Source organism: Pseudomonas sp. NPDC087185, assembly GCF_044744955.1.
In the GTDB taxonomy this organism is placed as follows: Bacteria; Pseudomonadota; Gammaproteobacteria; order Pseudomonadales; family Pseudomonadaceae; genus Aquipseudomonas.
Window position 1 is genome coordinate 72,788 of sequence record NZ_JBIUZK010000008.1, and the last position, 15,199, is coordinate 87,986.

The 15,199-nt window shown below is 60.5% G+C and carries 14 protein-coding genes; 8 read left to right on the top strand and 6 right to left on the bottom strand.

What is annotated here, in order from left to right:
* Positions 1-9: 9 nt before the first annotated feature.
* Genes ACIPIJ_RS24210 through gmd form a run of 6 tightly spaced genes read right to left on the bottom strand, consistent with a single transcriptional unit; the run spans position 10 to position 6,232 of the window.
* The gene (locus ACIPIJ_RS24210; RefSeq protein ID WP_401081514.1) at positions 10-1,032 is read right to left on the bottom strand and encodes a glycosyltransferase family 4 protein; all 1,023 of its coding nucleotides are present in this window, start codon (positions 1,030-1,032) and stop codon (positions 10-12) included.
* Entirely contained in the window at positions 1,029-2,006 is a 978-nt protein-coding gene (locus ACIPIJ_RS24215; protein WP_401081517.1) for a UDP-glucose 4-epimerase family protein, read from the bottom strand. The genes ACIPIJ_RS24210 and ACIPIJ_RS24215 overlap by 4 nt, the downstream gene beginning before the upstream one ends.
* A 44-nt stretch (positions 2,007-2,050) precedes the next feature.
* The gene (locus tag ACIPIJ_RS24220; protein WP_401081520.1) at positions 2,051-3,166 is read right to left on the bottom strand and encodes a glycosyltransferase family 4 protein; all 1,116 of its coding nucleotides are present in this window, start codon (positions 3,164-3,166) and stop codon (positions 2,051-2,053) included.
* Positions 3,163-4,308: a glycosyltransferase family 4 protein gene (locus ACIPIJ_RS24225; RefSeq protein WP_401081522.1), complete on the bottom strand. Its 1,146-nt coding sequence runs from the start codon at positions 4,306-4,308 to the stop codon at positions 3,163-3,165. Before ACIPIJ_RS24225 ends, ACIPIJ_RS24220 begins: the two co-directional genes overlap by 4 nt.
* Positions 4,305-5,201 (bottom strand): GDP-mannose 4,6-dehydratase, encoded by an 897-nt coding sequence (locus ACIPIJ_RS24230; protein ID WP_401081525.1) that lies wholly within the window; start codon positions 5,199-5,201, stop codon positions 4,305-4,307. The genes ACIPIJ_RS24225 and ACIPIJ_RS24230 overlap by 4 nt, the downstream gene beginning before the upstream one ends.
* Positions 5,201-6,232 carry a GDP-mannose 4,6-dehydratase gene (gene gmd / locus ACIPIJ_RS24235; RefSeq protein WP_401081528.1) on the bottom strand — a complete coding sequence of 344 codons (1,032 nt, stop codon included), beginning with the start codon at positions 6,230-6,232 and terminating at the stop codon, positions 5,201-5,203. The genes ACIPIJ_RS24230 and gmd overlap by 1 nt, the downstream gene beginning before the upstream one ends.
* A gap of 781 nt (positions 6,233-7,013) precedes the next feature.
* On the opposite strand from gmd, the gene ACIPIJ_RS24240 reads away from it, so the two are divergent.
* From ACIPIJ_RS24240 to ACIPIJ_RS24275, 8 genes are read left to right on the top strand one after another with little or no spacing between them, the layout of a single operon-like run.
* A complete protein-coding gene (locus ACIPIJ_RS24240) occupies positions 7,014-8,003 on the top strand; it encodes an FAD-binding oxidoreductase (RefSeq protein WP_401081531.1) in 990 nt (329 codons plus the stop codon).
* Positions 8,004-8,015: 12 nt separating this feature from the next.
* Positions 8,016-8,789 carry a glucose-1-phosphate cytidylyltransferase gene (gene rfbF / locus ACIPIJ_RS24245; RefSeq protein WP_401081534.1) on the top strand — a complete coding sequence of 258 codons (774 nt, stop codon included), beginning with the start codon at positions 8,016-8,018 and terminating at the stop codon, positions 8,787-8,789.
* Between the two features lie 7 nt (positions 8,790-8,796).
* Positions 8,797-9,882, top strand: coding sequence for a CDP-glucose 4,6-dehydratase (gene rfbG, locus ACIPIJ_RS24250; RefSeq protein ID WP_401081537.1), 1,086 nt, complete (start codon positions 8,797-8,799; stop codon positions 9,880-9,882).
* A gap of 28 nt (positions 9,883-9,910) precedes the next feature.
* Positions 9,911-11,224 (top strand): lipopolysaccharide biosynthesis protein RfbH, encoded by a 1,314-nt coding sequence (gene rfbH, locus ACIPIJ_RS24255; protein ID WP_401081540.1) that lies wholly within the window; start codon positions 9,911-9,913, stop codon positions 11,222-11,224.
* Positions 11,225-11,226: 2 nt separating this feature from the next.
* Positions 11,227-12,933, top strand: a complete 1,707-nt coding sequence (locus ACIPIJ_RS24260) for a thiamine pyrophosphate-binding protein (RefSeq protein ID WP_401081542.1) — start codon at positions 11,227-11,229, stop codon at positions 12,931-12,933.
* A complete protein-coding gene (locus ACIPIJ_RS24265; RefSeq protein ID WP_401081545.1) occupies positions 12,930-13,865 on the top strand; it encodes an NAD-dependent epimerase/dehydratase family protein in 936 nt (311 codons plus the stop codon). Before ACIPIJ_RS24260 ends, ACIPIJ_RS24265 begins: the two co-directional genes overlap by 4 nt.
* The gene (locus ACIPIJ_RS24270) at positions 13,852-14,256 is read left to right on the top strand and encodes a GtrA family protein (protein WP_401081547.1); all 405 of its coding nucleotides are present in this window, start codon (positions 13,852-13,854) and stop codon (positions 14,254-14,256) included. Before ACIPIJ_RS24265 ends, ACIPIJ_RS24270 begins: the two co-directional genes overlap by 14 nt.
* Positions 14,249-15,181 (top strand): glycosyltransferase family 2 protein, encoded by a 933-nt coding sequence (locus tag ACIPIJ_RS24275; protein ID WP_401081550.1) that lies wholly within the window; start codon positions 14,249-14,251, stop codon positions 15,179-15,181. Before ACIPIJ_RS24270 ends, ACIPIJ_RS24275 begins: the two co-directional genes overlap by 8 nt.
* Positions 15,182-15,199: the final 18 nt, after the last annotated feature.

The following is a 15,199-nucleotide window of genomic DNA, read 5'->3' on the forward strand; positions in this document are numbered from 1 at the left end:
ATACGGGAATCAGCACACTCGATCATTGTCTTCCCGTTTACCCGCCTGGTATTTGATCGCCAGCAACGTAAGAGGCACGTAGGCCACCAAGGTTCCAACAGCACCCTCGAGGTCGTACATTACCACTGCCACTGCCACCGGCAGCAACCAGCACAGGTTGATGACCGCCACGGCCATGCTGACCGGGCGATGACTGGCGTGGTAACGCGACGCATACTGATAGGCATGGCTTCGATGTGCCTCATAGACACGCTCGCCCCGCAGCAATCGCCGGCCGAGGGTGAATGTGGCATCGACCACGAATACGCCCAAAAGTATTAACCACCCCCAGAAGAATAGCGGGTTTATCCAGGCCGCCTGCAGAGACAGCAACCCCAGCACGATACCTAGAAAACCGCTGCCGGCATCACCCATGAAGATGCGTGCGGGTGGGAAATTCCAGAACAGGAAGCCGGCAACCGTCACGGCCAGCAGCAAAGGCAGGCAGATGGCCTGCAGGTTGCCTGTCATCCAATACAGTACGCAACCCCCCAGGCAGACACAGACAGCCTCGATACTGGCGATCCCGTCAATGCCGTCCATGAAATTGTAGAGGTTGAGCAGCCATACCAGGTACAACGCCCCAAAAGCCACCCACAGCCATTGCAGTTCAAGCCGGACCCCGAACACCGCAAGCGGCGGAACCCCGCCGAGCCAGTAGAGCCCCCAGGCTGCCGCGGCGAAGTGCCCCAACAAGCGCCAGCGCGCCGCGATGTGCCCATGGTCGTCCATGAAGCCAACCACCGCCACCAACCCGCCAGCCCCCAGCAACCCGATCAGCAGCCCCGGCGCCACTTGCCCAGCCCAGCCCAGCGCACTTAGGGCGAGCAAAAACGCAACCACAAAGGCCAGCCCGCCACCACGCGGGGTGGGCTCTGTATGCGAGCTGCGGGCATTGGGGATATCCAGCAGGCTGCGCGACAGCGCATAACGCCGCAGGGCTGCCGTCATTAATAGAGAGGCCAGACCGGCGGCCAGTATCAACCAGATCATGGGCGACGGTTTTCCAGAAAAGAGCGAGCGGTCACATCGAGTCCTTGTTGCAACGTATGCGGCGGGCGCCAGCCCAGCACGCGTTGATTCTTGAAGATATCCACCTGCAGTGAACCCAGCAGGCGCTCGGCAAGGTCGCGCCTGCCAGCCAAGCGAGCGGCAAACAGCAACAGGCCCGGCGGAACCGCCAACAGTCGCGCAGGGCGATCCAGTGCACGGCCAAGGGCACACAGTAACTGGTTTAGCGAAACGTCTTCGCCATCACTCGCCACGAAGGTCTGATTAGCAGCCTGAGGATGATCGATGCATGTAACGACCAGGTCGACCAGGTTGTCCAGGAATACCAGGCTGCGGCGATTGTCCACCGCCGCAAAGGGCAGCGGCACACCGCGTTGCACCCAGCGCATCATGCTGAGGAAGTTGGCTTTCACCCCAGGCCCGTACACCAGCACGGGACGAATGACCACCAGCTCCATGCCTGTATCTGCGGCCAACTGGTGCAATGCCTGCTCAGCCTCGTACTTGGAAACCCCGTAAGCGTCCTGTGGTGCAGGTAAGTCATCGGCATTCAACGGCCGGCCTGGGTGGCTGGCCTCACCGTTGACCTTGATCGAGCTGATGAAGATGAAGCGCCTCACACCGGCAGCCGCAGCTTGCCGAGCCAGGCTGAGTGTCCCCTCGACGTTCACCCGCCTGAATTCGGCCAGGCTGTCGGCGGCGGTCTCCTTCATCACATGAACGCGCGCGGCAGCATGCACCACCACCTGTACATCCCTCAAGGCCGCGGCCCAGTCAGTGGATGCAGCCAGCTCGCAGCCGAACGCGAGTTGCACGCCGGCGGGGAGCCGTGCACCGGCTTCGCGCAAGGCCGCCCTGACGTTACCGCCCCCCTGGGCCCCCAACGTGCGGCACAGGGCACTGCCGACGAAGCCGCTGGCACCGGTGACTAGAACGGTTGGTCTATCTCTATCCATGGAAAATGACTCACAAGCTGCACACGCACCCCTGCCAAGGTTACTCAACCTTTAAGCAGGCCACGGTAAAGGTCGGCATAGGCACCGGCCATTGCTGACGCGGTAAATACATCTTCGTAACGTTGCATCGCTTGCCCCCCCATGGCCTGCGCCATGACCGGGTCATCCCAGAGCCGCTGCATCGCCTGCGCCAAGGCCGCTGCGTCACGCGGCGGTACCACCAGGCCAGTTTTATCGGCAATGTTGATGAAGGTGGTGCCCGAGCCCATTTCGCAGGCGATCAGCGGTTTGCCGTACATGGCGGCTTCCAGTAACGAAATGCCGAACGACTCGGAACGCAGGTGCGATGGGAAAACAAAGCCGTAGCACAGCTCCAGTAGCGCTGCCTTGTCCTCGTCGGGCAAGCCACCGAGGAAGTGCACATTGGCCAGGCCCAAATCGGCAGCTTGCTGCTTGAGTGACGCTTCAAGGAAGCCGCCACCCACGATGACAACGGGCAGCCCGTTGATACGCGCCGCCTGCAGCAGGTAGTCCAGCCCCTTGTAGTAACGCAGCGCGCCGACGAACAAGAAGAAACGTTCACCCACGCGTGCTCGCCAGTAGGCCAGTTTTTCTGCACTGGAAGGGGGGTAGGTGGCGCGGTCAAGGCCGTAAGGAATGACACTGACCTTATCCTTGAAACGCGTCAGTGCCTGGCTGCTTGCGGCGTAATTGGGTGAAGACGCGACGATCCGGTCGACACTGGAAAAGAAGCGGTTCATCAGCGGCTGGTACAGCTTGAGCAACCACTTCTGCTTGACGATATCCGAGTGGTAACTCACCACCGTCGGTTTTTTCAAGCGCGTGGCGAAATGCACCAGGTCCATGTAAGGCCAAGGGTAGTGGTAGTGCACGATGTCGGCCTGGCTGGCCAGCTCGGCAAAATCCTTGAACGCCGACAGTGAGAAACCGGTCGAGGCGACATGCAGGTCCAACCTGGAGCGATGCGCCAGGTGGTGGGCTACCTGGATGTCGCGCGCCGCACCCTGAGGGCTGAGGGAGAGCACCTGTGAGTCGATGCCCTGCGCGCGACCGCCTTCAGCGATCTGGAAGATGACCTGCTCGATGCCGCCCATGGAATCGGGGTAATACGTCTTGAAAAAATGCAGAACCTTGATCATCGCCCCTCACTGACCTTGTGATACACCTCGACGGTCGCCTGCGCACAGCGCTCCCAGGAAAAGCCCGCAGCATGCTCTAGTCCCCGCCCCACCGCAGCCCTACGCCAGGGCTCATCTTCCAGACCACGCTGCAATAACCCACTCAGGCCTTCGACGTCATCGGGCGCACACATCAAGGCTGCGTTGCCCGCAACTTCTGGTAACGACGAACTGTTGGAGCACACCACAGGCACCCCGGAGCTCATTGCCTCCAGCACCGGCAAGCCAAACCCTTCGTAATGCGACGGGAATGCGAACAGGCGTGCGCCGGCATACAGCAACGGCAGGTCTTCGCTGGCAGCGAACCCCAGGTAACGCGCCCAACCTTGCTGTTGCGCCTGGGCAATGCGTGCGTGGATCGCCTCACTGCGCCAGCCGTGGTAGCCGGTGAGGATCAACGGCCAGCGTTGGCGCAGCGCAAGCGGCAACCTGCCGTAGGCGTCCAACAGGGTTTCAATATTCTTGCGCGGCTCGATGGTGCCCACGAACAGGCTGTAACCACCCGGCTGCAGGCCATGACGCGCGAGGGTTTCACGCAGCATCTCGGGGCTGCGCGGGTAGAACTCCGGCGAGCTGGCCAGTGGCACCGCATGAATGCGCTCGATGGGCCAGGCGAAGTAATCGGCCAGCTCCTGGCGGGTGTAATGCGAGTCGGTGATCAACGCGTCGGCCCGTTCCAGGGTGAGCTTCAGCTCTTTTTGCAGGAAACGCGCGATCTGCGGCGCATGGCAGTGTGACCAGGTGAATGGCGACAAGTCATGGAACGTCGCCACGCTGCGGCCGGCGAACGGTGGCAGGTAGTAGTTCGGGCTGTGGTAAAGGTATTCCCCGTACCCTTTTAGCGCGCGTTTGCGCAGGTAGGGCATGAGCCGCCGGTAGGCCTCGACGGCCAGGGCGTTCTTCTGCACCACACGCTTGAAGCCATGCACCGCATCGGACTGATCGGAAGGCTTGGGCAAGCCCGGCAGGAAGCGCCGCCCCGCGAACAGCCGAAGGTCGGTAATCTCGCTACTGCGCTGCAGCCTCGAAGCCAGTTCGTAGGTATAGCGCCCTATGCCGGTCAGCGGAAAGCGGACCGGCTCGACAGAGAGAATTAGCTTCATTTACCCGCAAGCATCCAACCCAGGGTGTCGTCCAGCGACGGGGTTTGCCAGCCGGGTACCAGTGCACGCAGCCTGGCGTTGTCACCACACAGGGTTTTCACCTCGTTGGCGCGGACGAATGCCGGGTTGACCTGCACCTCGATCTCATGGCCGGTAATGGCCGAACACTTGGCAATGACTTCGCGCAGCGAATGGGTTTGCCCCGAGCTGACGTTGACCGTCTGCCCCAGCGGGCGGGCTTCGATCAGGCCGCGGTAGGCCTGGACCACTGCACGCACATCGCTGAAGTCGCGCCACACGTCGAGATTGCCGAGCTCGATGGTGTCGGCCTTGCGACGGAAATGCGAGACGATCTTGGGCAGCAGGAAGTTTTCTGCCTGCCCAACACCGGTGTAGTTGAAGGGGCGCGTGATGACGATCGGCAGGCGATCGGACCACAGCCGCGCCATGTATTCCATGGCCAGCTTGCTGACCGCGTAATCATTGGCCGGCGCAGGCAACGTCTGCTCGTCCAGCATCCCTTCGGAAACATTGCCATACACATTGGCACTGCTGGCGATCAGCACACAATCCGGTGCCTTGCCGCAGGCTGCGATGGCGTCGAGCAGGTTGCGTGTGCCCACCAGGTTGACCTGGTAAAACGCATCGGCTGCACCGTGCCCGACAAACGCAATGGCAGCCAGATGCACGACAACATCCGGCTGCACTTCGGCCAGCACTGCGCGCAAGCCCGGGCCATCCGTAAGGTCGACCTGGTAGTAGCCTGGGGCATCCAGCGCTTGGCTGCCCGTGCCGACCACTTCATAGCCATTGGCTCGCAACTCGTCCGCCATGTAGCGGCCGGTGAACCCCTGAATCCCTGTGATAAGCGCGCGTTTACTGGCCATTTGCATCAGAACGAGAACCCTTTTTCGTTACGACGCAGGTCGGCTTCGACCATCATGCGGCACAGCTCTTCCAGGCTGGTTTTTGGCTCCCAACCCAGCACTTCCTTGGCCTTGGCCGGGTTGCCGATCAGCAGCTCCACTTCGGCCGGGCGGTAGAATTTCGGGTTGATGACGACCAGTACCTTGCCGCTGGCGGCGCAGGTGCCCTGCTCTGCCTCGTCCTTGCCGCTCCAATTGATTTCGATGCCCGCAGCCTTGAAGGCCATGGAAACGAAGTCACGCACGGTTTCGGTACGGTTGGTAGCCAGTACGAAGGTGTCCGGCACGTCAGCTTGCAGCATGCGCCACATGCCCTCGACGTACTCCTTGGCGAAGCCCCAGTCGCGCTTGGCGTCGAGGTTGCCCAGTTCGAGCTTGTCGAGCAGGCCGAGTTTGATCTTGGCCACCGAGTCGGTGATCTTGCGGGTCACGAACTCACGGCCGCGCAGCGGCGACTCGTGGTTGAACAGGATACCGCTGGTGGCAAAGATGTTGTACGACTCGCGGTAGTTGATGGTCATCCAGTGAGCGTACAGCTTGGCGACGCCGTAAGGGCTGCGCGGGTAGAACGGGGTGGTTTCGACCTGCGGAATTTCCTGGACCTTACCGAACATTTCCGAGGTGGACGCCTGGTAGAAGCGCACCTTCGGGTTGACGATACGAATGGCTTCGAGCAGGTTCACCGCGCCCAGGCCAGTGATTTCGGCGGTGGTCAGCGGCTGTTCGAACGACACACCCACGAAGCTTTGCGCAGCGAGGTTGTAGACCTCGGTGGCTTCGGTGGTTTGCAGCAGGCGGATGCTGGCGGACAGGTCGGTGAGATCGTATTCGACCAGGTGCAGGTTGGGGTTGGTGTGGATCCCCAGTTCCTCGATGCGCCAGAAGTTAACCGAGCTGGTACGACGGTAGGTGCCGTACACGGTGTAGCCCTTCTCCAGCAGCAGTTCCGCCAGGTAGGCGCCGTCTTGACCTGTGATCCCAGTGACGATTGCTTTCATGCGACTTAACCAACTCCGATAGTGCCGTGCGGGCATGGGTAGATAGAAGGCCTGGCGCGGGCAATTCCTGGCCACGCGCGTGAGGGTTCGAGGGCGGAGTATACATCCGTTGTTCGGTGTACTCGACTCAGAAAAAGCTGCGGCACATGCCAATACGTGCAGGCTGTAGCCCATGGAGGATGCACATCATTACACTGGGTGGCAAACCCTGCGCAACTCCTTACCTATAAACGACGCCGCAATCAGCAATGCCGTTGCTCGCAGCACGTAGATCCGGGCACAAACGCTTCTTGCTGCGGACCGCGAGCGCCCGTCACTGCATGCGTGTCGCCAGTCACCCAGCAACAAAGGATGTGCATCCTCCGCACCTCGGCTATCATGGCGCCCCCTCTGGAGGTATCAACTTAACCTCCCCCTTTTCAAACCCAGCATGGATAGGTGTTTGAGCATGACGAAAGGATTTCCCGGGCCTGCCCACGCTCCCGCGCCTCGATCGGCCCAGCCATATTCCCCGACCCCAATTGCGCGGTCTCATGTCCAACCTGCCCGCATTGCGCCCTTTGTACTCGAGAAAACATCACCTACAAAGCTGGCAGCACTCGACCACTCGCCGTCAGTAAAATCCTCAAATTTCCGCCGCCCGGCGACTTCGCCGCTGAACTTGCAGGCTCGGTGGTAGACTCCGTGGCCCGGAGCTACTTGAGCGTGGCACTGGGGTTCCTACCAGAACCTCATACAGCAACTTATGTAACCAACGGTATTTTCCAATTCGGTAATCTTCATGGCTTCAGTAAAACTCCAAAACGGGAAGACATTCAGTTCCGAGTCCGGCACCTCATTGCTCGACAGTGCCAAGGCTGCGGGCATTACCCTGGAATACAGCTGCCGCACCGGCCGCTGTGGTGTTTGCAAGACCATGGTACTTTGCGGTGACACCGAAGCGTTCAAAGAAGAAACTTCGCTGACCCTCGAAGAACAGGCTGCCGGGATGATCCTCACCTGCTGCCGCCATGCCACAACCGAGGTAGAAATCGATGCCGAAGACCTCGGCGCACTCGGCGACATTGTGGTCAAGACCGTGCCCTGCCGCATCGACAGCCTTACCCGGTTGGCGGACAACGTAGTCGAGGTGGTGCTGCGGGTACCGCCCACCGGCAAACTCACCTACCTGCCGGGCCAGTACCTGGACGTGATCGGCGAAGGCGGCCTGCGCCGCAGCTACTCCATTGCCAACGCCCAGCGCGCCGACGGCAAGCTGGAGCTGCAGATCCGCGAAGTCGAGCAAGGCCTGATGTCGCAATACTGGTTCGGCAGCGCCAAGCACAACGACCTGCTACGCCTCGAGGGCCCACTGGGCACCTTCTGCCTGCGCGACAAAGACGCCAGCACCCTGGTATTCCTTGCCACCGGCACCGGCATCGCGCCGGTCAAGGCGATGCTTGAGCAGTTGCTGGGCAACCCCGAGCTGGCCGCCGGCAAGAAGATCTACATCTATTGGGGCGGGCGCATTCCCGGTGACATCTACTGGGCCCCACAGCTCGAAGGCTTGAACGCCGAATTCATTCCGGTATTGTCACGGGCTAGCGATCAATGGGCCGGGCGCACCGGCTACGTACAAAAGGCACTGCTCGAAGACGGCATCGACCTTGCAGACGCTGTTGTCTATGCCTGCGGTTCGGAAGACATGATTCATTCTGCCCGCGATGCCCTGACGGCCGCCGGGTTGCCTGTCAAACACTTTTACTCAGATGCATTTGTAAGCTCAAACTAACAAGGAGCAGTCATGAAAGCAGTCATTTTGGCAGGCGGGCTTGGGACGCGCTTGAGCGAAGAGACCGGTACTCGTCCAAAGCCAATGGTCGAGATCGGTGGCAAACCGATTCTGTGGCACATCATGAAGATGTATTCCGCCCATGGCATCAATGACTTCATCATCTGCTGTGGCTACAAGGGCTACATGATCAAGGAGTACTTCGCCAACTACTTCCTGCACACCTCGGACGTAACTTTCAACATGCGTGACAACAGCATGAAAGTTCACGACAAGCGTGCAGAAGACTGGAACGTCACCTTGGTCGACACCGGCGAAACTTCGATGACCGGTGGCCGCCTGCGCCGCGTCGCCGACTATGTGCGAGACGAAGAAGCCTTCTGCTTCACCTACGGCGACGGCGTAGGCGACATGGACATCGGTGCCACCATCGCTTTCCACAAGCGCCACGGCAAGGCCGCGACGCTGACTGCAACCTTCCCGCCAGGGCGCTTTGGGGCACTGGACATCAGCGAAGGCAAAGTCCTCAACTTCAAGGAAAAGCCGAAGGGCGACGGTGCCATGATCAATGGCGGCTTCTTCGTGCTTTCCCCCCAGGTGCTCGAACACCTCACCGACGACAGCACGGTCTGGGAACAGGAGCCTCTGATGGGGCTGGCAGAAGCCGGCCAGTTGATGGCGTTCGAGCACGCCGGCTTCTGGCAGCCGATGGATACCCTGCACGATAAAAATCTGCTCGAGAAGCTGTGGCAGAATGGCACCGCGCCATGGAAATCCTGGGAATAACAACGATATGAAAGCTTGCGTCTCGGCCGCCTTCTGGGCTGGCAAGAAGGTCTTCCTCACCGGCCACACCGGTTTCAAGGGCAGCTGGCTGGCCCTGTGGCTGCAGGGTATGGGCGCACAGGTCAAGGGTTTCGCCCTGGCACCGCCCACCACGCCGTCGCTGTTTGAACAGGCACAGGTCGAGCGTGGTATGGCGGCATCGCAGATCGGCGATATTCGAGACCTGCAGGCCATCACCGAAAGCATGACGGCGTTCGACCCGGACATTCTCATCCACATGGCCGCGCAGCCGCTGGTGCGCCTTTCCTATCGCGAACCGGTGGAAACCTATGCCACCAACGTGATGGGCACGATTCATGTGCTGGAGGCTGCGCGCAAGTGCCCGAGCCTTCGCGCCATCGTCAACGTCACCACCGACAAGTGCTACGAGAACCAGGAATGGGAATGGGGCTATCGTGAAAACGAACCCATGGGCGGCCACGACCCCTACAGCAACAGCAAGGGCTGCGTCGAGCTGATCACCAGCGCCTACCGCAACTCATTCTTCCACGGCGAGCACGCCGTGGCGCTGGCTTCAGCGCGCGCGGGCAACGTGATCGGCGGCGGCGACTGGGCAGATGACCGGCTGATCCCGGATATCCTTCGCGCCGTTGAACAAAGCAAGCCCGTGGTGGTGCGTAACCCCAAGGCCACGCGCCCTTGGCAGCACGTGCTCGAGCCGCTCAGCGGTTACCTTGTCCTGGCCCAGCACCTGTGGGAGCATGGCCACGCCGTCGCGCAAGGCTGGAATTTCGGGCCGCGCGACGAAGACGCACGCCCTGTCGAATGGATCCTCGATCACATGGTGCAGGCGTGGGGGGACGGCGCCAGCTGGCAGCTCGACAACGACCCACAGCCGCATGAAGCACGTTATCTGAAACTGGATATATCCAAGGCTCGCGCTCACCTGAAATGGGAGCCGACCTGGAGCCTGGAAACCACGTTGACCCGCATCGTGCACTGGCATCGTGCCTGGTTGCAGGGCGACGACATGCACGAGCGGTGCGTGGAAGAAATCAATAGCTACATGGCAGCCATGGCCACTGGCGCCTAACCAATTATTAGCTTGAGCAGGAACTACTATGACCCCCGATATGATCCGTCAGGAAATCAGCCAGCTCGTCGAGCGCTATGCCCAGACAGCCCTGGCTGCCAAACCTTTTGTTGGGGGCGAATCCGTCATCCCTCCTTCGGGCAAGGTGATCGGCGCCCGTGAATTGCAACTGATGGTCGAGGCCTCGCTGGACGGCTGGCTGACCACTGGCCGCTTCAATGCCGAGTTCGAAAAGAAGCTGGCCGAGTTCATCGGTGTCAAATACCTGATCACCGTCAACTCCGGTTCTTCGGCCAACCTGGTTGCCTTCAGCACCCTGACCTCGCCGAAGCTCGGTGATCGTGCAATCAAAAAAGGCGACGAAGTGATCGGCGTGGCCGCTGGCTTCCCCACCACCGTCAACCCGATCGTTCAGTTTGGCGCGATTCCGGTGTTCGTCGATGTCGACATGGCCACCCACAACATCGACCCCGAACTGATCGAAGCGGCCATCACACCGAAAACCAAGGCCATCATGCTCGCCCACACCTTGGGCAACCCGTTCAACCTGGCCAAGGTCAAGGAGCTGTGCGAGAAGTACAACCTGTGGCTGGTCGAAGACTGCTGCGACGCCCTGGGCGCCAAGTTTGACGGCAAGCTTGTCGGGACCTTCGGCGACATCGCCACCCTGAGTTTCTACCCTGCGCACCACATCACCATGGGTGAAGGCGGCGCGGTGTTCACCAACAATGCCCAGCTCAAGCTGATCGCCGAATCGTTCCGTGACTGGGGCCGCGACTGCTACTGCGCACCGGGTTGCGACGACACCTGCGGCAACCGTTTCGGCCAGCAGTTCGGCAGCCTGCCACAGGGTTACGATCACAAGTACGTGTATGCCCACCTGGGCTACAACCTGAAGATCACCGACATGCAAGCCGCCTGCGGCCTGGCCCAGCTTGATCGCGCCGCGGAATTCATCGAAACCCGCAAGCGCAACTTCAAGCTGCTCAAAGAGCGCCTGTCCAGCCTGAGCGACTTCCTCGAAATCGCCGAGCCGACCCCGAACAGCGAACCTTCCTGGTTCGGCTTCCCGGTCACGCTGAAAGAAAGCGCCGGGGTCAAGCGCGTCGACCTGCTGAAGTTCCTCGACCAGCACAAGATCGGCACCCGCCTGCTGTTCGCCGGCAACCTGACCCGCCAGCCGTACTTCCATGATGTGGAATACCGCGTCGTGGGTGAGCTGACCAACACCGACCGGACCATGAACCAGACCTTCTGGCTGGGCGTACAGCCTTCCCTGGGCCAGGAACACTTCGATTTCGTCGGCGAAAAACTGGAAGAATTCTTCGGGATCGGTTTCTAACTATGAAAGCTTCAGATGCAGTGGCAAAAGTTCTGGCGGACAACAATGTCCTCTATGGTTTTGAGCTCATTGGTGGAATGATCGCCCATCTGGTGGACAGTATTAACTTGCTCGGCAAGACCAAGTTGGTATCCATGCACCATGAGCAAGGCGCGGCCTTCGCTGCATCTGCTGTCGCACGTGCGACGCATCACAAGGTCATGGGCGTGGCCCTGGGCACCAGCGGCCCAGGCGCCACCAACCTGATCACGGGCATTGCCGACTGCTGGCTGGATAGCCATCCGTGCCTGTTCCTCACCGGGCAGGTCAACACGCATGAACTGAAGGGCGACCGGCCCATCCGCCAGCAAGGCTTCCAAGAGCTCGACAGCGTGGCCCTGGTGCGCAGCATCACCAAATATGCTCACCAGGTCACCCATGTCGACGAACTGATTCCCAGCCTTCTCAAGGCGGTCCGTATCGCCCGGGAAGGCCGTCCGGGGCCTGTCCTGCTGGACATCCCCATGGACATCCAGCGCGCCGAGATCGACGAGGCGGTGCTGGACCAATTACTCAAGGCCGATGCAGAGGCCGCAGCGCCCGCCCCGGCCTCCTACGGCGACGTTTGGGCAGCCTTGGCCAAGGCGCAAAAACCGCTGTTCCTGATCGGTGGCGGCGCGGTCAACTGCCCAAGCTTCAATCGCTGGTTAAGCCAGGTAGGCAAACTGGGCATTCCTCATGTCGCCAGCCTCAAAGGCGCCGAAAAGCTCACCGCCAGCGAACATTACCTGGGCATGCTCGGTGCCTACGGCACCCGCGCCGCCAACCATGCCGTGCAGAACTGCGACCTGCTGGTGGTGTTCGGCAGCCGCATGGACGTACGCCAGACCGGCGCTAAAACTGAAACCTTCGCAGCCAAAGCGCACATCGTGCAGTTCGACCTCGAACAAGGTCAGCTGGATAACCGGGTCAAGGGGCAGGATTCGATCCTGGCCGACCTGGAAGCCGTCTTCACCGACTTCCTCGCCTACGCACCGGCCCTGCAACCGGCCCCCACCGCCTGGCGCGCCAGTCTTGCCACGGTGTTCAAGCAGTCGTTCGTCGACGAGTACGCATCGTGGAGTATCAGCCCCTTCGAGCTGCTGAACCTGCTCAATGACATGGCCGCCGACCGCGCCCTGGATTATGTGGCAGACGTTGGCAACAACCAGATGTGGGCCGCGCACACCTTGCGCCTGGGGCCAAACCAGGCCATGCACCACTCCGGTGGCCTGGGTACCATGGGCTTTGCGATTCCCGCAGCGGTCGGCGCCAGCATTGCAGGCGACAAGCCGGTGATCGTCATCACCGGCGACGGTGGCGCCCAGCTCAATATCCAAGAGTTGGACATCATCGCCCGCGAACAGCTGCCGATCCTCACAATCGTGCTCAACAACCACTCGCTGGGCATGGTGCGTGGCTTCCAGGAGATGTATTTCGAGGGGCGCAACTCCTCGACGTACTGGGACGGCTACACCTCGCAGTTCAAGGCCCTGGGCGACGCCTATGGGATCAACTCGCTGAGCGTGGTCGACCTCGCGTCGTTCAAGACCGCAGTGGCCGAGTTCCTCGCCAACGGCAAGCCGATGCTGATCGAGGTGCTGATGCCAGACGCACGCGAGTGCCGGCCACGGCTGGAGTTCGGCCGCCCGATCGATGAACAGTCGCCCCTGCTGGACCTGGGACAATGAGGCTAGCGATTCTGGGGGCGAGCAGCCATATCGCCAAGGACCTGGTAGCCAGCATCGCTGAACAGACCACTTACGATTGCACCCTGTTCGTGCGCGCACCGCACGCGATCGATGCCGAAGTACGTTCCATTGCCGAGCGCAAGGCATTTGCCGTGCTCGACTATGCTGGCTTCGATGCCAGCCGCCAGTTCGATGCGGTCATCAACTTTGTCGGTGTTGGCGACCCGGCCCGTGCGGTGCAGATGGGCAAGGACATCTTCACCGTCACCGAGCAGTACGACAATCTTGCCCTGGATTACCTGCAACAGCACCCGCAGTGCAAGTACATCTACTTGAGCAGCGGCGCAGCCTACGGCACTAACTTCGAGACACCCATCACCGAGGCCTCGAAGGCGGTTTACGCCATTAACGCACTCACGCCACAGGACTGGTATGGCGCGGCCAAATTCCAAGCCGAGTGCCGCCACCGAGCCCTGCCAGCAGCGGCTATCGTCGATGTCCGGGTGTTCAGTTATTTCAGCCATCGCCAAGCGGTGGAGGCGCGCTTCTTCCTCAGCGATATTCTGCGGGCACTGCGGGCCGGCACAGTGTTGGAAGTTGCCCCAGATGACATGCTCCGCGATTACCTAACGCCAGCCGATTTCTTGCAATTGATCAATCGGATCCTGCAAGCCCCGCCGTGCAACGACGTGGTCGACTGCTATACCTTGGCGCCCGTTGGCAAATTCGAGCTGCTGGCGGCACTGGGCAAGACGTTCGGCCTGCAGTACACCGTTGCAGGCGACCAGGCACGGGTCAATGCCACCGGCCCCAAAGCCCATTACTATTCGCATAATCGCAAGGCCGAGCAACAGTTCGGTTACGTGCCCGGCGACTCCTCGCTCAGTGGTGTATTGCGCGAAATCAGGCAGCAGTTGAATGCAAGAGATTAATCAATCGCCGTCCTTGCTGCGTAGGCTTCTGCAGGTAAAGCTGTTCAGGTTCCTGCTGGTGGGCGTCTTGAATGCCGCCTTCGGCTACGGCTGTTTTGCCGGTTTCCTCTACCTCGGGCTGCACTACAGCGCAGCCTTGCTGCTGGCCACGATACTGGGCGTCGCGTTCAATTTCAAAAGTACCGGCGCGCTGGTGTTCGGCTCGAAGAACAACAAGTTGATCTTCAGGTTCGTCGCCGGCTATGGCGTGGTATACGGCGCCAACGTGGCAGGTATCGCAGCGCTCAAGCTGTTTGGCGTCGACCCGTATTTGGCTGGCATGGCCTTGATCGTGCCAATGGCCCTACTTTCATTCGTCATTAATAACAGGTTCGTTTTCAATTATGCGTAAGCTTATCAGCATAGTGACACCCTGCTACAACGAAGAAGCCAACATTGATGAGCTGTACCAGCGCATTGTCGAGGTGATGTCAGGCCTCGATTATGACTACGAACATATTTTCATCGATAACTGCTCGACCGATGGCAGCCACGCGAAACTTCGCGCCCTGGCGGCGGAAGACAAGCGGGTCAAATTGATCTTCAACGCGCGCAACTTCGGCCACATTCGCTCGCCCTACCATGCGCTGCTGCAGGCCAATGGCGATGCCGCCGTGCTGATCGCCTCCGACTTGCAAGACCCGCCAGAGATGATCAAAGAATTCGTCAAGAAGTGGGAAGAAGGCTTCAAGACGGTCATGGCAGTCAAGCCGGAGAGCGAAGAATCACGCCTGATGTTCCTCGTACGCCGTACTTACTACCGCTTCGTCACCCGCATCTCGGAAGTGCCGCTGGTCCAGAACGCCACCGGTGCCGGCCTGTTTGACCGCGCCGTGCTGGATATCCTGAAGAAGATCGACGACCCCTACCCGTACTTCCGCGGCCTGCTGTGCGAAATCGGCTTCCCGATCGCCACCGTGCCGTTCAAGCAGCCACGACGCCAGCGCGGGATCACCAAGAACAACTTCTACACCCTGTACGACATCGCGATGCTGGGCATCACCAACCACTCCAAGGTGCCACTGCGCCTGATGGTAATGGGCGGTGCACTGCTTGCCGGCCTCAGCCTGCTGGCGGCTTTCGGCTTCCTGCTGGCCAAGCTGGTGTTCTGGAATTCGTTCTCGATGGGGATCGCGCCTTTGTTGATCTCGCTGTTCTTCTTCAGCTCGGTGCAGATCCTGTTCCTGGGGATGCTGGGGGAGTATCTGGGGTCGGTGCATACGCAGATGCGTAATATGCCGCTTGTGGTTGAAGCTGAACGCGTGAATTTTGACTGAACCCTAGGGACAATGCAC

Bases quoted from the DNA above. Each gene is read 5' to 3' on its own strand.
- ACIPIJ_RS24225 (WP_401081522.1), bottom strand. From the start codon at position 4,308: ATGAAGCTAATTCTCTCTGTCGAGCCGGTCCGCTTTCCGCTGACCGGC.
- ACIPIJ_RS24220 (WP_401081520.1), bottom strand. From the start codon at position 3,166: ATGATCAAGGTTCTGCATTTTTTCAAGACGTATTACCCCGATTCCATG.
- ACIPIJ_RS24260 (WP_401081542.1), top strand. From the start codon at position 11,227: ATGAAAGCTTCAGATGCAGTGGCAAAAGTTCTGGCGGACAACAATGTC.
- ACIPIJ_RS24265 (WP_401081545.1), top strand. From the start codon at position 12,930: ATGAGGCTAGCGATTCTGGGGGCGAGCAGCCATATCGCCAAGGACCTG.
- gmd (WP_401081528.1), bottom strand. From the start codon at position 6,232: ATGAAAGCAATCGTCACTGGGATCACAGGTCAAGACGGCGCCTACCTG.
- rfbH (WP_401081540.1), top strand. From the start codon at position 9,911: ATGACCCCCGATATGATCCGTCAGGAAATCAGCCAGCTCGTCGAGCGC.
- ACIPIJ_RS24270 (WP_401081547.1), top strand. From the start codon at position 13,852: ATGCAAGAGATTAATCAATCGCCGTCCTTGCTGCGTAGGCTTCTGCAG.
- rfbF (WP_401081534.1), top strand. From the start codon at position 8,016: ATGAAAGCAGTCATTTTGGCAGGCGGGCTTGGGACGCGCTTGAGCGAA.
- rfbG (WP_401081537.1), top strand. From the start codon at position 8,797: ATGAAAGCTTGCGTCTCGGCCGCCTTCTGGGCTGGCAAGAAGGTCTTC.
- ACIPIJ_RS24215 (WP_401081517.1), bottom strand. From the start codon at position 2,006: ATGGATAGAGATAGACCAACCGTTCTAGTCACCGGTGCCAGCGGCTTC.
- ACIPIJ_RS24230 (WP_401081525.1), bottom strand. From the start codon at position 5,201: ATGCAAATGGCCAGTAAACGCGCGCTTATCACAGGGATTCAGGGGTTC.
- ACIPIJ_RS24210 (WP_401081514.1), bottom strand. From the start codon at position 1,032: ATGATCTGGTTGATACTGGCCGCCGGTCTGGCCTCTCTATTAATGACG.
- ACIPIJ_RS24240 (WP_401081531.1), top strand. From the start codon at position 7,014: ATGGCTTCAGTAAAACTCCAAAACGGGAAGACATTCAGTTCCGAGTCC.
- ACIPIJ_RS24275 (WP_401081550.1), top strand. From the start codon at position 14,249: ATGCGTAAGCTTATCAGCATAGTGACACCCTGCTACAACGAAGAAGCC.